We start from the raw sequence: 14,995 nt of genomic DNA on the forward strand, positions 1-14,995 counted from the left end.
CCCCGGCGACGGGGGACGCCCAGGCCGCCTTCGTGAATCAGGCCTTCGCGAGGTAGGCTTCGAGCTCGTCGGCGCCGCCGATGTACTTGCCGTCGACGAAGACCTGCGGGGTCGTGCCCTTGCCGCTCACCGCGCGCAGGCGGCGCGGCGAGGCCGCCACCTCCTCGTAAGGGATCTTCCGCGCGTCGAGGAGCTGCTTCGCCTTGGTACAGTAGCCACACCCCGGCTTCGTGAACAGCAGCACGTCGTGCGGCGCCTTCGACGACGGATCCAGGTACTTCAGCATCGTGTCGGCGTCCGACACATCGAATGGATCGCCCGCGACCTCGGGCTCGATGAACATCTTCTTGATCACGCCGTCGTCGACCAGCATCGAGTAGCGCCACGAGCGCTTGCCGAAGCCGAGGTTCGCCTTGTCGACGAGCATGCCCATCTTCTCGGAGAACTCCCCGTTTCCGTCGGGCAGGAACAGGACCTTGTCCGCCTCCTGCGCCTTGCACCACTCATCCATCACGAACGCGTCGTTCACGGACACGCACGCGATCGTGTCCACCCCGCGCCGCTTGAACTCGTCCGCGAGCTCGTTGTAGCGCGGCACATGGCTGCTCGAGCAGGTCGGCGTGAAGGCGCCCGGCAGCGCGAACACCACCACCTTCTTGCCAGCGAACACGTCCTTGGTGGCCACGTCCTTCCATTGACCGTCGACACGGGTGCGAAACGTGACATCCGGAACGCGCTGCCCTTCGAGGTTCTTCAGCATGACTGTCGTGCTCCTTGCGTGCTCTTCTCGTCGCCATCGGCGACGGCAACCTTGTCCAGCGTCGTGCGGCGCTCCACGCGGCGCTCTCGGGCCGGCGAGAACTTAGCCCCGAGCCTCGACGCCGGCCAGCGTGATGGCGAGCCCGACCGAGGGGCGCGCCGCAATGGCGAGCTCGACCGAGGGGCGCGCCGCAATGGCGAGCTCGACCGAGGGGCGCGCCGCAATGGCGAGCTCGACCGAGGGGCGCGCCGCAATGGCGAGCCCGACCGAGGGCCGCGCCGCGAAGGCAGCCCGCCTGGGCGGCGGCGGCCGCGCCGGAGGAGGCGCCCCCCGGGCAGCCCGAGCGCCGCTGTGGGGGGCGAGGCCTCAGCCGCTCCGCGCCAGATCCACCGCGCGCCAGAGGTACCAGCTCGCCACCGTGCGGTACGGCTTCCACCGCGCGCCGCGCTTCTCGAGGTCCGCGCGCGCCGGCGGCTCGGGTCGCTTGAACGCGATCCCGAAACCCTTGCGGATGCCGTAGTCGTCCACGGGCAGCACGTCCGGGCGGCCGAGGCGGAACATGAGGAGCATCTCCACCGTCCACCGGCCGATTCCGCGCACCCGCGTGAGGTGCTCGATGATCGCCTCGTCCTCCATGCCGTGGACCTCCGCGAGCGTGGGGAGCTCGCCGTCCTCCGTCTTCCGCGCGAGGTCGCGCAGCGCGAGGAGCTTCGCCTGCGAGAGGCCGGCGCCGCGGAGCTTCTCGTCGGAGACGCGCAGGAGCTGCGCCGGCGTGGGGCCCTCGTGCGCTCGCGGGAAGAGCGCGCGCACGCGCGCGAAGATGGTCGCGGCGGCCTTCCCGGTGAGCTGCTGGTAGACGATCGACTCCGCGAGCGCGAGGAAGAGGCTCGACGTCCTGTCGATCCGCATGGCGAACGGCCCGACTGCGTCGATGACGCGCGCGAGCGCCGCGTCGGACGCGCGCAGGTGATCGACGGCGGCGCCCGGATCGAAGCCGAAGTCGCCGCCGGGCGCGGCCTCCGGAGCGCCGCGCGCCTGGCCGCTCTCGATCGCGAGGAGGCGGAGCTTCGTCGTGACGCCGCCGTTCGCGGAGAAGCCGCCGGCCTTGCCGCCAGCGGCGAGCACGCGGTGGCACGGCACGATGATGGCGAACGGGTTCCGCCCGAGCGCTTGCCCCACGGCGCGCGCCGAGCCGCTCGCGCCGAGGCGCGCCGCGACCTCGCCGTAGGTCAGCGTCGCGCCCGGCGGGATGGTGCGCGCGACCTCGTAGACGCGGCGGTGGAACGGCGGCACCCGATCCATGTCGAGCGCGACGGCGGACAGGTCGCTCGCCTCGCCGCGCAGGAGCGCGACGATCGCGTCGACCGCGCGCTGCACCTCGGGCGGCGGCGCCGCCGCCCGGGCGCCCGGGAGGCGCTGGAGCAGGCGCGATCGCGTCTCGGGCTCGCGCGCCTCGGGGAGCTGCAAGGCGGCGACGCCGCGCTCGCCCCACGCGATGCCGCAGCGGCCGATCGCCGTGTCGAACAGGAGGAATCCGTGTGCCGTTGCTGTCATGGGGATGCTCGCGGGCAGGCAGGGCGCCCGCGTCCGGCGGCCATCCTAGGAGCGCGCGGCGAGGCGATCTTGGAAGATCTTGCGATCCCCCCTCGCCGCCTTCCGGAAGCCGCGGGGCGAGACGCCGGCCGCGCGGTGGAAGGTGCGGACGAAATTGGAGAGGTCGCCGAACCCGACGTCGAGCGCGATGTCGGTGATCGACCGGGCCTCGTCGGCGAGGAGGCGCGCGGCGCGGCGCAGGCGGGCGCGGACCAGGTACTGGTGCGGGGTCACGCCAAGGACCTTCCCGAAGACCCGCAGGAAGTGGAACGGGCTGAGCCCCACCTCCCGCGCCGCGCCCTCGAGGTCGATCGGCTCGTGCGCGTGCTCGTCCAGCCAGAGCGCCGCCTCGACGGCGCGGCGGCGGTCGCGCGCCCCGATGTCCCGCGGCCTTCGCTGCCGGCCGGAGGCGACCTCGACGAAGCGGGCGGCGAGGAGCACCCCCACCTCGTCGACGCCGATGTCGCTCCTGCCCTCGGCGGCCGCCTGCGCGAGCTCGCCGAGCACCATCAGCTCGGGCAGCGGCGGCAGGCCGCCGGCACGGAACGCGCCGCCGCCGTCGCCGAGCGCCTCGACGAGCGCCGGCGCGAGCTGGAGCGACAGGCACTCGTCGCCGACGACGTGCTCGTGCGAGCACGTGTACTCGTCGCCGGGGTGGCCGACCAGGAGCGACCCGGCCACGAGCTCGAACGCCTCCCCCCGGACGCGGTAGCTGAAGCTGCCCTTGCGCACGTAGGAGACGGAGAAGCCCCGGTGGAGCTCGGCGAACGGCGCGTCCCCAGGTCCAGAGCTGCACCGGTAGTCGACCACCGAGATGGCCTCGCCCCGCACCAGCGTCGTGACCTCCATGGGTCACCGAATGTATCTGCGGCGGCGAGGCCGAGCAACGCGCCCAGCGCTCGCCCTACGCCGCCGCGCGGCGGCCGTGCCAGGTGTGCGTTCATGGCGTTGGCTCCTTGGGCGTCTTGCCTAAGGCAGGGTGTCCTCGCGGGCGATCGACGACGCGCGGAAGCGGGCCACCTGCGCGTCCACCTCGGCCTGCGACAGGATGGCATCCTTGGCGAAATAGACCCAGTCGACGTCCTCGGCGTACGTCCGTGGCTCGGTCTGCCCAGCGGCGAGCTCGTCGAACCACAGATTGAAGTCGAGGTGCTGGTTCGTCTCGGGGACGTACGTCGCACCGTGCGTGCAGAGCAGCGTGCCTTCGATGTAGTAGCGGATGTCGGACTCGGTGATCTGGATGAGGAGCCTCTTCCAGCCGGACTGGTCCCCGGCCGCATGGTTCGACTGCGTGTTCTCCAGCGTGGCCGTCTCCCACGAGGTCAGCCACAGCGTGCTGGTGTCTTCCTGACCCCACCCGCCGTTGGGCATGTACTCGAAATCCTGCTCCGAATAGCCGGGATCGGTCTCGGGGTCGTTGATCCACGGGCTGATCGCGAAGAACGTCTCGACCGGCTTGTCGGCGAGGTGCCGGGTCCCGGTCAGAGGCGTGTTGCTGAATTTTACCCGAGCGGAGTACGTCCCCAGGCGGAACTTGTCGTCGTTCGATTGAAGCTCTGCGTGCGAGGTGCTCTCGCCGGACCCGCGTGTGGTCGCCTCGAGCCGTAGCAGCCTGTTCGAGGCGAGATCGGGATCATCGATGAACGACACATTCGACGGCAGCCATCGGGCGCCGTCGACCCCGGGCGCTCCGTCTTCCGCGCGGACCCACCACCAGCTCGTGAGATCGTCGTCGGTGATGCCGGTGTAGGTGAAGTCGTCGAAGAGCTCGGCCGACACGGTGACGTGGCCACCGCCACCTCCGTCACCGCCACCTCCGTCACCGCCACCTCCGTCACCGCCACCTCCGTCACCGCCGGCGCCGCCACTGCCGGCGCCGTCACCGCCGGCGCCAGCGCCGCTGTTCCCGTCGCTGCCGCCATGACCGCCGTTGCCCCCGGCGTCGCCGCTGCCACCGTCACCGCCGTTGCCCCCGGCGCGTCCGGCACCGCTGTCGTTGGCGGCGGTGTCATTCGAGCAAGCCACCAACACTTGCGCCGCGAGAAGCATCATGCCCGCACGGCGGATGCAGCGCACGCCGCGAAGCGCCCCGTCCTTCGAAGCAACGACGCCCTGAGATTCGCGATGCGTTTTCATCAAGACTGCTCCATTCCAGATCGAGCGCCTGGCCGCACGCAGTGAGACGTCTGGTGAGGGGCCAGATACCACATCTTCCTGTTCCTCGAAGGAGAGCGAATTGGGTCTACGAGATGGAATGCCCCTTCGGTGGGCGTGGCGTCTGCGGGCCGGGCGCCGCCGCGGGCGACGGCTCCGCAGCCGGGTGGAGCGGGAGCGGGGCCGCCGACCCGACGGGGGCTCGCTTCGTCTGCGCGACGGTCGCCTGCGCGACGGTCGCCTCGGGGCGCCGGGCGGCGCCGCGCCGATCGCGCGCCTCGACGTCTTGATCGGACCGGTTGAGCGTCACCTCGGTCGGATCGGCCGCCGCGACGGCGCTCGGGGCGGCCATCGCGATCTCGGCGGGAGCCTGCCACGCGGGCGGTGCGCCCGGCACCTCGACGCCGACGACGACGCGCACCGCCGCGAGCGCTGCTTCCTCCGCGAGCGGGAAGCTGCGTCGCCAGACCAGCGAGCACGACTGCCTGTCGCCGTCGATGTGCAGCGTGTCCAGCACCAGATCGAGCGGCTGCCCCTCCGTGACGCCGAACGCCGAGAGGCCGTGCACGCGCGCGAGGGCGCGCGCCCCGGGGAGCCGCGTCCGCAGCGCCGGGAGCGTCGGGTGGAGCCCCGCGAGCACGAGCCACTCGTCGCCGACCAGCGCTTCGACGCGCTGATCGGGAGGGGCCGCCTGGAAGTAGCTCCAGTCGAAATCGTCGGGGATCTCGAGGAGGGGACCCTCGAGCGCCTTGTGGGGCGTACGCCCGAGCAGCCGCCTGCGCGACGGCCATACGCTCCCGATCGGCGCGAAGCCCGCCGGGTGGTCGCGCCGCGAAGGGTCCAGCACGGCGGGGCGATCGGTGCCGAACGGGTTGTCGGCCATGCCGATCCCCCCGAACGCGCGCTCGTAGGCGAGCGGGACCGCCTTCTCCGCGCCGCCGGGCTCGATCGAGAGCGCCTTGTCGAGGATCGGGCGCTCGCCGGCGAAGAGCGCGAGGCGCACGGAGAAGGGCGCCGCAGGCGGGCCCGGCGGCGCGTGCGCGTGGCCCGTGAAGAACACGTCGATGCGCGCGAGGTAGGGCGCGAGGTCGCTCGTCAACCGGACGCTGCGGCCCGGGTTGTTGTGATGGTGGATGTCGGCGTCGATGATCGGCTGCGGCTCGACGGGGACCATCGGCGCGCCGTCGACGAAGGCGAAGGTCGCCTTGGCGATCACCGTGAGGTGGAGCCGCCCGCGCGCGCGCCACAGGACCCCCGCTGCTGCCGTTCCGGAAGGCGCCGCGGGCGCGCTGGGAGTGGGCGAGGCATCCGATGTCACCGTGCCATGAGAGCACCGGGGCTTCACGAGGGTCAAGCCTGCCCCGCAACGACACCGGAGCGTCGTCGCGGGGTTCAGCCGACCGCCCGGGGAGCGTTCGCTCGTGGGGCGGCCTCGGGCTGCCGTCGGTGGTTCGAACGAATGAAATCGATGCGCTAGAGACGATACCCCGGATCGCCTGGCAGCTTGCCGTCGACGCGAAGAATTTTGACGTCCTTCCCGGCCGCGGATGCGCGAACGAATCCGATGGCCCCGTCCACCCTGCCCACGATCCACAGGACCGCAGCCGCATCCGGGACGTGCTTCGGCGGACCGGCTTGTCCACGAATCTTGCGATCGATCCAGTAGAGGCCAATTTGCTCGGGCGACATGCCGAGGACCGCCTTGTCGAAGCCGATGCGCTCCGGAGAACCCCTGGGATACGTGATAGGGACCAGCGGCTTCCCGTTGGCTACGACCGGGCTGCCCATGTAGGCGCGCTTCAGATCTCCAAACGAGATCTCGTTCGTGGGGAAGCTCTTCGAGACGACGATCGCCAGAGGTCCCACGTTCTCCGCGCCGTACGACTCGGCCAGCGTCACCGAGGTGATCGCCGCGAATGCGAATGCGCACGATATCAAGAGGGTTCTTCGATCGATCATCCTAGAAACTCCACGCGACCTGCGCGACCAGCTGATCCATGTCGGGGCTCTTCTTTTTCAGGTAGGGCATCCATACATGCACGCCGACGAGCTTCAGGACGACGTTGTCCGTGGGGCGGATGTTCAAGCCGCCGACGGCAGCGGCCCCCTCAACCACGGGGCTGGACTTGCCGAGGCGGTCGTACTCGAGGCCGAACCAGGGCATGATGCCGTACCAGGGCAACCGGTAGCCCGTTTGAAAGTAAGCGCCCCAGGTGCGGTTGTCGGGAGCCCACGTCCCCGGGATGATCCCAGCCGGCCGATAGTCGTCGTCGTAGCGTACGTCATGCATGATGTACTCGGACTGGAACAGGAACTCGCCCCAGGTGTACTTGAGATCGGCGGCCAGGCCGAGCTCGTCGTACCTCGCGGTGACGGGGAACTTGGTGACAAACGCGCCGTCCTCCAGCGCTGCGACCTGCGCGGCGTCGGTGTAGCGGCCCTTGTAGCCCGATGTGCCGACCGTGACGGTGCCGTAGGGAGTGTCTTGCTGAAGCCAGAGACGCCAGCCAACGGCCTTGTTCTTGTCCAGATCCATGTAGCTGTCGACCGGGCCGCGGCCGTTTGAAACGGTGAGGTGGTAGCCCACCTGTGTGTCGCTGATGCCATGGCTGCCATACGCTTCGATGCCGGTCTGTCGTTGCGGCAGCCACTCGGCGCCGATGATATAGGGTCGCGTGTTGCTCAGGATGACCGGTGACCCGTGGTCGACGTTCCAGATCCCATAGGGGGTGAGCCACTGTCCGGCCCGGATGTTGAAGAGCGGATGGGCTGCGTATTCGAGCCACGCGCGCTCGATGATCACCCCACCCACCTTCTTCGTCCTGGAAAAGTCGGTGTAGTCCGGAAAGGCGGCGCTGACGCGGGTGTTCTGGAACGTCGCCGGATCGAACATGACCGCCCCGTCGGGCAGGTAAGTGAAGCGGACCTCGATCAAGGAGCGGAACTTCTTGCCCAAATTCGAGTCGAGGTAGACGTTCAGATTGCCGACGTAGAAGCTCGGATTCGGGCCCACGCCGGTCGAGGCGCCCGACGTCTTCGCGTCGCTGAGCAGCGTGGAGAACGTGAAATCAGCAAAGCCATAGATGCTGATCTTGGTCGCTTCGTCGGTCAGGTCCTCCGCGATCGCCTCGGCGGCCGGCGCGTAAGCATCCGCTCCTCCGCCGGCCTTCGGGGCAGCGCTGGCGTCGACCGTGCCGGCAGCCCCTGTCCCTGGTTGAGGTGCCACGGCGCCCGGGGCCGGGCTGGCTGCCAGCGCAGGCGCGTTCGCTGCGCCCGGCTGCGCGCTCGTGCCGGGTTGAGCCGGAGAGGCTGGCTCCGAAGGTGGAGCCGCACCCGACGCGTCCGGCGCCGGAGCCGGTCCGGAGGGGGCTGCTGGACCAGCCGTCTCCGCAGGCGTCGGAGCTGCTTGAGCCGCCGCGAACGACGACCCGAGCAGCAGCGCGGAGGACATGGCCAAGGTAACGTGAATGGGCACGCCACGGAATGCAACGGATCGCGTTCTCAATTGATGCAGCTCCCTTCCGCGACGCACTGGTACTGGGCAACACCATAGGCGGTAAAGTCGCAGCATACGGTGCCGGTGAAGCAGTTGTCCGGCGAGAGCGTGCAGCCTTGAACCTGGCACTTCTGCGTCACGGCGGTATTGCAGTACGTGGCCTCGGTCCCCGCACACTCCGCGTCGCTGGCGCAAGGTTTTCCCGCCCCGACGGGCGGTCGGCGACAGTAGGATGGGGTGACCGTGAGATCGCACATGTGTCCGCCGGCGCAGTCGGCGGAGCTCGTGCATCCTTGGCTGGTGCAGTAGCCAGCGGTCCCCGAGACGGCGTGGCAGTGATTGTACGTTGCGTCGGGACAAGGCGTCGTCGCTGTATCGCATGCTGCGTCCAGGCCGGCGGGGGTCGCCGTGCAGGGCGCCCCGGCGGACGCCCTGCTGAAGCCCGTCGCGCATTCGCATGCCCCTGTCGCTCCAGTCACTTCGTTCTCGCCACAGGCATCGCAGGGGGCCGCGGCGTCAGCGCGGCCATATCCGGCTTTGCAGACACAGCCATTGGCCCCGGCCTCCTCGTTTTCGAGGCAGCGCACGCAGCCCTTCTTCGTCGCGGCATAGCCCTCGGCGCAGACGCAGAGCGCCGAGTATTCGGAGTTGGCCTTCAGGGTCTGGCCGGGCCCACACGGCTGATCACTGTCGTAGACGCAGCCAATGATCGGGAAAGTGACGGCAGTTGCCATCAGGAAGACTCGGCCCCATCGCCGTGACGCCGACGCTGCAGATTCATGTGGCAGTCTCGCGCACATTGTGCTCGTTCCTTGTCGTTGGGTGAGTGGGGACACGGACCCGCTTGAGTCTGATCGCAGCACGCTCAAGTGGCGCTCATGGATTGTGCATGGCCGTGATGGCTCATGGATCCCCCGTCGAGCTCAGCCAACCGCAAATTTGCGTTAAAAGCAATGCTTTCTCGCCCCCCCCAATCGACGTTGGCTCCGCGGAGGCAAGGAATCCTGGCGGCGTGGTGTGACCAACAGATCTGTGTGAGTGTCACGCCTGCGATGTCGCTCCGAGGCTTCGCAGCGCCGCTCGAAGCGGCGGACCTTCCTCCGGATCGTGAGCTTTTGCCCCGCGCCCGTATCGGGGCACGCGCAGCGCCGTCACACCCTCGATTCCGGGCGGGAGCTCGGGCCCGCTCTGAGCCGTGCCCGGCGCATCGCCGGCGCCGCGCCGCTCGGCCCCGCAGGCTGTGGAGTGAAGGCGGCAGGCCCTCCGGGGGCGGGGGCCTCAGGCTGCGCCCTCGAAGCCGGGCAGGGGATCGTAGTCCTGATCGGGGTCGTCCTCCTCGCCGGGCTCGGCGCAGACCGGCTCGTCGCCGTCCTCTCCCGTGCTGCCGGTGTCGTCGAGCAGCCCATCGAACGGTCCGGGGAGCGGCTCGTCCTCGTCCGCCTCGAGCAGCGCGTCCATGCCCTCCACCTCGCCGGTCTCCAGGTAACGCTCCCACGCGTCCGGGTGATCCCGGGCGCAGAGCGCCGAGAGCGCGGCGACGCCCAGGCGCACGATCGGCTTGCCATCCGTGCTGCTGCGGGGCCGCGCCCTCAGATCGCGCGGGGCGTACACCGTGAGCTCCAGGGGCGCCGCGTCCGCCACGTGGTAGTGGACGTACTCCCGGAGCTCTCCGCCCTTCTGGAGGGTCACGCGCTCGCGGTCGAACGTCCAGCCGAGCGCCCGCACGTGCCGCTCCAGCGCCTCCTCGTCGGCGGGGAACACGTGCAGATCGACGTCGCTGCCACGGCGGATATGGCCAGTGGAGACCGAGCCGATGAGCCGCGGCGAGAACGGCGCGAGCGCGCGCATGGCCTCCAGCGCCACGATGCGCAGCGCGAAGAGCCGGCGCGTCCGCTGGCTCCCCTCGGCGCGCTCGGCGAAGAGGAGCAGCGCCTCGCGGATCTCGCCGTTGGAGGGCAGGTCCGCGGGCCGGTAGCGCGCCCGCCGCCCCTCCACCGCGCCGAGGATCCGCTTCGCGGCCATGCGCTTCGCGGTGAAGTACTGGTCCACGCCCTCCTCGTACATGAGGCGCGCGGCCTCCGCGGCGATGCGGGCTCGCAGCCCGCCGAAGCGCTCGGCGCTCATCTCGCCACCCGCGCCGCGCGCGTCGCCGGCGCCGCCGCCGCGGCGACCGCCGGCTCGAGGGCCTGCCGCAGCCGGAGCATCGCGCCGCCGACCACCCGGCCGCCCCGCGGCGCCCCGAACAGGCGCTTCTGCACGACCTGCTGCGCCACGCCGAGGCGGCGCGCGATCTCGCCCTGCGACAGGCCGTCGAAGAAATAGGCCTCGACGACCTCCCGCTGCTTCGCCGTCAGCGCGGTCTCGACCGCGTCCCGCACCGCGGCGCAGAGCCGCGCTCGCCCGGGCGGCTCGGCCTCGCCGCCCCAGAGCCGGCGATCGTCGCCCCAGCGGTCGACGTCGTCGCAGAGGACCTCACGGCGGATCTTGCGCTCAGGCGAGCGGCTCCTTTCGCAGGTCATCGGAGGGGGCGGGCTCGCCGCCGATCGACAGGAGGGTCCAGTCTGCGCCGTCGAGCAGGAGCTCCACGGCGGCCTCGGGGCGGAGCACGGTCGCCTCGGGCGAGCGGCCGCCGACGTCCCAGCGGCGGAGCCGCGCGAGGTCCACGAGCGCCTTCGTGCGCCGCAGGCGCCGCCTGGTCGCGCCGGGCGCGCGCAACAGGTGGAGGTGGTGCCGCACGAGCCAGACCACCCGCGGGCACACGAGCTCCGCGAGCACGTCGGCCCCCTCCTCGGCGTGATCGGCGCAGGCGAACGCCTTGCCGACGTCGTGGAGCAGGGCCGCGGCCCAGAGCGAGCGATCCGCGGTCTCGCGGCGGGCCAGGTCGAATACCTGCAGGGAATGGAAGAGCGCGTCGCCCTCGGGGTGCCAGCGCGGATCCTGCGGCACGCGGTCGAGGGCGAGGAGGAGATCGAGGAGGTCCTGGTGCATCGACGGGAGGGCGGTCAGGCCGCCCGCGGGCTGCGGGCGAGCGGTGCCCCTTCACCCTGGGGCGCGGTCACACCCACCGGGAGGCCGCGCTCGCCGGGCGAGCCGAAGCATAGCGCGGGCGCGCCTGCGCCAGGCGTCAGGGAGTGAACAGGGTGGCCGATCGCTTCTTCGGCGCGGTCGGCGGGTGCGCGACCGTCTCCGCGGTCTGACGTGCGCCTGCGGCCTCCAGGCGGACCAGCCTGAGCACGGTGCCCCCGACGATGATCTGGCCGTTTTGCGGGAGCAAGGCGCTCGTGATGCGCTGATCGTCGATCTTGGTCCCGTGCGTGCTTCCCTGGTCGATCACGCGCACCTCATCCGCTCCGACGACGATCGTCGCGTGCTTTCGCGACACCTTCGGATCATCGAGGCGGATGAAGCAATCGGGCTCTCGCCCCACCCTGAACTCTCCAGGGTGCAGCACGAACCGCCGACCTTCGAGGGGCCCGTTGCACACGAAGAGCTCGTAGGTGATCGCGGCGTTCCCGCCCGACGCCGGGATCGTGGGCCGGAGCGGGGCCTTCGCGATGCGCAGCCGCCCTTCGTACTTCTGCGTCCACATCTGCGGGGTTTGCCGGCCTCCCTCGGCCTTGATGCTCGCTTGCACGTACTCGCAGAGCTCGTGGACATCGACGTATCCGTCTCGGTCCAGATCGGCTGTGCCGGTCGACAGGCCCTCGACGAGGTGGCGCGTGAAGATCGACTGCGAGGGCACCCCCACGGGCTGGTCGGCCTGCCATGCCAGCTGAACCGACGTCGTGGCGGAGATCACGACGCGACCCGAGCCGTCTCCCATGAACGTCCCGGCGATGTCGACGCTGTCCTGCTCGCTCTTGGCGGAGTTCTCGTACGCGCCGCTGTAGCAGCAGTCGAGGATCAGGACGATGCGCTTCGCGGGGCACTGATCGATCTGGCGGCTGATCCATGCCGCGTCGACCGAGGTCGCGCTGAAGAGCTCTTTCTCCGTGTCGCGCGCGGCGAGGTGGAGGTGACCCCAGTCGTCCTTCAGGCCATGACCGGAGTAGTAGAGGACGAGCAGATCCTCCGGATGGCGACGATGGAAGAGCGCGCCGATGGCCTTCCGGACCTCGAGCTGGCTGCCATCGACGCAGAGCTGGACGCGGAAATCGCCGATGTCCGGGCTTTCCAGCGTGTCGGCGAGCTTCGATGCGTCGAGGGCGGGCGCCTGAAGCGAGCGCAACCTGCCGTCCGCATACATTCCGTTCGCGATGATGAGCGCGATGCGGTCCCGTCCACCGAGCAGTAGATCTCTGTCCAGGGCTGTCATTTGATTGCGCTGATGCGGCGCGCGAGGTCGAGCACTTCCTTCTCCCCGAGCGGCTTGTCCGAGGTGAACTCGACCTCCAGACCGTTCTTCCCCCGGATGCGAATGCGGCGCTTCGGCGCGCGGACGACCCACTCATTGACGAGCTGAATCACCTGAGGAAGCACCGCGGGGAGCGCGGCGACCGCGATCGCGCCGACGGTGAAGGCGTCTCCCTTCGCGTTCTTCGGGAGGCGCCCTTCGACGACGCGGGCCGGGGTCGCGCCTGCGGTGCCGACGTCGCGCATCAAGCTCTCGAGCATCGCGTCCAGCTGGTCCGCCTCGACCTCGGCGTCGTGAAAATTGAATTGCATGTCCATTGGCCATGCACCTCCTCGCTGTTACGAGTCGCCGAGGAGCGTATCAGCGCTCGCCGGAAGGTGCCAGCCGCGCGGGGGAGTCGCGTGGTGCGCGCGGCGCTGTCTCGACCTGCGGGGCGCGCCTGAGGCCTGCTTCGCGATCGTCCAGCCCATCTCATGTCCATGCTGATTCCCACGTGAGAGGCCTTGGCGGATCCGTGCAGGTCGGCCAGCAGCGAAGGTGCTCCTTGCGCGTCGTCGTGACTGCAAAGACACACGAGGCGGAGGTGACGGGAACATACTGCCGTGCGAGCTATCCTGCCCCTCGTGCTCTCCCTCGCTCGCCCCTCGGATGCCGTGATCCACGCCTTCCTCGCTCGCCAGGCGGATCGGCCGCTCTCCTACGCGGAGGTCGGCTGCACCGGCGCCGGCGACGGCCGCCCGCGGCCGCCTGCCGGCTTCAACGTCGACCACCACCGCGTGGTGCTCGGCCGGGGCGCCGCGCTCTTCGACCGCGCTGTCGAGGCGATGCGGTGCTGGGCACAGTTCCGGCTCGGCTGGGTCGAGCTCTGCTATCCCGACGCTCCCCTCCAGACCGGCGTCACCGTGGCGATCCTCGTCCGCGTGCTCGGGATTCACTGGCTCAACGCGTGCCGGATCGTCTACACGGTCGATGACACGAGCGGCCCTGTGCGCCGGTTCGGCTTCGCCTACGGGACGCTCGAGGAGCACGGCGAGCGCGGCGAGGAGCGCTTTCTCGTCGAGCACGACGAGCATTCCGGCGAGGTCGCCTACGACATCTTCGCCGTCTCCCGGCCGAACCACCTCCTCGCCCGGCTGGGCTTTCCCTACGCGCGCCGGGTCCAGGCGCGGTTCGCCCGCGACTCCATGCGCGCCATGTGCAGCGCCGTGACCTCGCAGCCGTGAGGCGCGCCGGGAGCGGAGCGGTCCCCGTGACGGGACCCGCGCGCCGAGCGCCCCCTCACCACATCACGCGAGGGCCCGCACGGCCATCCGCCGGCACCCGGAATCGCATCCTCCGCAGCGCCCTGAAGCTCCACAGCACTCGGATCCGCCTTCGCAGAGTTCCCCGGGAGCAGGTCGATGCGCGGGTGGGGCTGCGCGTCGGCTCCTGAAAGTGAAAAATCATACAAAAGTGGCTGCGGCGCCTCATCCGGAAGTAATCCAGCGTGCAGATATGCCTGCGACGCCTCATCCGGAAGTAAGCCGTCATGCAAATCTGCCTGCGCGCGTGCCTCCCGATGAAATGCATCATACAGACCTGCCTGTGGCGGCTCGCTCAGGTACGCGGGCGCATGCGACTCTGCATGATACCTCACCAGATTACAGACGATGACCGGCCGCTTTCGCTCGTGATGACCGCTTCTTATGGTCCGCGATATGGCGAGAACGAAAAGCCGACAAGAGAGCGCCCCGCCGGCGGATGCGGGAGACGAGCAGACCCGGAGTTACGAGGCCCTTTACAGACAATACCTGCCGATGGCAGCGGAGATCCCGGAGGCCGAGGTGCAGGCGTGCCGCGCCGACCCGCGCATCGTGCTGGTCAATGTGAAGCGCGGCGTCGCGGCGATGTGCGGCACGAGGAAGCAATCCCAGGCCGTGAGCGAGCACCTGCCCAGGATCCCTCTGAAAGAGGTGCTGCAGCTGCCGGACATCGCCAGGGCGCTCCTCTTCGCCTCGCGCGAAGCGCTGCCGCGCACGGCGAGCCCGAGGGAGATAGAGCGGGCGCTGCAGGAGGTCAGCGGCCCGCGCGAGGAGCTGCTGACGCAGGCGGAGCTCTTCGCCCGGCGCGGGCTGCTCGACAAGGACCGGGTCGCGCAGATCCGAGCCGGCACCGGCAAGTACGATATGGCCCGCGACGGGATGGAGCTCGCGGCGCTGTTCATGCGGCAAGCGAGTGCCCTGAAGGGGCTGCACCCGTTCACGCGGGAGGAGATCGAGAAGCTCGGGCGCACGAGCGAGTGGCTGCTCGAGAACCTGACCCCGAACGGCGCGCGGGTCGAGGTGAAGAAGAAGGAGAGATCGCCCGCCGAGGACGCGCGAGATCGGTTGTGGACCCTGATCGTGCGGCGTCACCAGCACCTCCGGAGGATCGGGTACTATTTCCACGGCGACGACTTCGAGCAGATCACGCCGCGCCTGCTCGCGCGGGCGCAATCGGCTCAAGGCGGGGAGCAACAGCAGGAGCCAGCAGAACACGCCCCAGTCGACGGCGAGGAGGTCGAGCAGGGCACGGTCGGAGACGACATCGTGCAGCAAGGGAATCCCTAGCCTCGACTCGGTCGTCGCCGGCGTGCCCCGTCGGTCACGCCCGCTGCCTC

At 70.0% G+C, this 14,995-nt stretch carries 14 protein-coding genes; 2 read left to right on the forward strand and 12 right to left on the reverse strand.

Features of this window, described 5'->3' with window-relative positions:
• Window positions 1–37 precede the first annotated feature (37 nt).
• The 12 genes from POL72_RS31855 to POL72_RS31910 all read right to left on the reverse strand — a co-directional run bounded on the left by POL72_RS31855 (window position 38) and on the right by POL72_RS31910 (window position 12,674).
• Entirely contained in the window at window positions 38–760 is a 723-nt protein-coding gene (locus POL72_RS31855) for a glutathione peroxidase (protein ID WP_272100227.1), read from the reverse strand.
• 366 nt (window positions 761–1,126) lie between these two features.
• Complete coding sequence (locus POL72_RS31860) at window positions 1,127–2,314, reverse strand: methylated-DNA--[protein]-cysteine S-methyltransferase (protein ID WP_272100229.1); 1,188 nt, start codon at window positions 2,312–2,314, stop codon at window positions 1,127–1,129.
• Between the two features lie 45 nt (window positions 2,315–2,359).
• Window positions 2,360–3,202, reverse strand: coding sequence for an AraC family transcriptional regulator (locus POL72_RS31865; protein ID WP_272100230.1), 843 nt, complete (start codon window positions 3,200–3,202; stop codon window positions 2,360–2,362).
• 120 nt (window positions 3,203–3,322) lie between these two features.
• Window positions 3,323–4,378, reverse strand: coding sequence for a glycoside hydrolase family 16 protein (locus POL72_RS31870; protein ID WP_272100232.1), 1,056 nt, complete (start codon window positions 4,376–4,378; stop codon window positions 3,323–3,325).
• A gap of 217 nt (window positions 4,379–4,595) precedes the next feature.
• Window positions 4,596–5,825, reverse strand: coding sequence for a DUF2169 family type VI secretion system accessory protein (locus POL72_RS31875; protein WP_272100234.1), 1,230 nt, complete (start codon window positions 5,823–5,825; stop codon window positions 4,596–4,598).
• Window positions 5,826–5,980: 155 nt separating this feature from the next.
• Window positions 5,981–6,466 carry a type 2 periplasmic-binding domain-containing protein gene (locus POL72_RS31880; protein WP_272100236.1) on the reverse strand — a complete coding sequence of 162 codons (486 nt, stop codon included), beginning with the start codon at window positions 6,464–6,466 and terminating at the stop codon, window positions 5,981–5,983.
• A 1-nt stretch (window position 6,467) separates the two neighbouring features.
• Window positions 6,468–7,958 carry a putative porin gene (locus POL72_RS31885; protein ID WP_272100238.1) on the reverse strand — a complete coding sequence of 497 codons (1,491 nt, stop codon included), beginning with the start codon at window positions 7,956–7,958 and terminating at the stop codon, window positions 6,468–6,470.
• A gap of 1,323 nt (window positions 7,959–9,281) precedes the next feature.
• Window positions 9,282–10,127 (reverse strand): nucleotide-binding enzyme, encoded by an 846-nt coding sequence (locus tag POL72_RS31890; RefSeq protein ID WP_272100240.1) that lies wholly within the window; start codon window positions 10,125–10,127, stop codon window positions 9,282–9,284.
• Window positions 10,124–10,522 (reverse strand): sigma factor-like helix-turn-helix DNA-binding protein, encoded by a 399-nt coding sequence (locus POL72_RS31895; protein WP_272100242.1) that lies wholly within the window; start codon window positions 10,520–10,522, stop codon window positions 10,124–10,126. The genes POL72_RS31890 and POL72_RS31895 overlap by 4 nt, the downstream gene beginning before the upstream one ends.
• The gene (locus POL72_RS31900; protein ID WP_272100244.1) at window positions 10,494–10,991 is read right to left on the reverse strand and encodes an HD domain-containing protein; all 498 of its coding nucleotides are present in this window, start codon (window positions 10,989–10,991) and stop codon (window positions 10,494–10,496) included. Before POL72_RS31900 ends, POL72_RS31895 begins: the two co-directional genes overlap by 29 nt.
• Window positions 10,992–11,127: 136 nt before the next feature.
• Complete coding sequence (locus tag POL72_RS31905) at window positions 11,128–12,318, reverse strand: caspase, EACC1-associated type (RefSeq protein WP_272100246.1); 1,191 nt, start codon at window positions 12,316–12,318, stop codon at window positions 11,128–11,130.
• Entirely contained in the window at window positions 12,315–12,674 is a 360-nt protein-coding gene (locus POL72_RS31910; protein ID WP_272100248.1) for a hypothetical protein, read from the reverse strand. The genes POL72_RS31905 and POL72_RS31910 overlap by 4 nt, the downstream gene beginning before the upstream one ends.
• A gap of 285 nt (window positions 12,675–12,959) precedes the next feature.
• Between POL72_RS31910 and POL72_RS31915 the strand changes: the two genes are divergently transcribed.
• Window positions 12,960–13,580 (forward strand): DUF1990 domain-containing protein, encoded by a 621-nt coding sequence (locus tag POL72_RS31915; RefSeq protein WP_272100250.1) that lies wholly within the window; start codon window positions 12,960–12,962, stop codon window positions 13,578–13,580.
• Window positions 13,581–14,153: 573 nt separating this feature from the next.
• Window positions 14,154–14,945, forward strand: a complete 792-nt coding sequence (locus POL72_RS31920; protein WP_272100252.1) for a hypothetical protein — start codon at window positions 14,154–14,156, stop codon at window positions 14,943–14,945.
• The last annotated feature ends 50 nt before the right edge of the window (window positions 14,946–14,995 follow it).

Source organism: Sorangium aterium (assembly GCF_028368935.1).
GTDB lineage: Bacteria > Myxococcota_A > Polyangia > Polyangiales > Polyangiaceae > Sorangium > Sorangium atrum.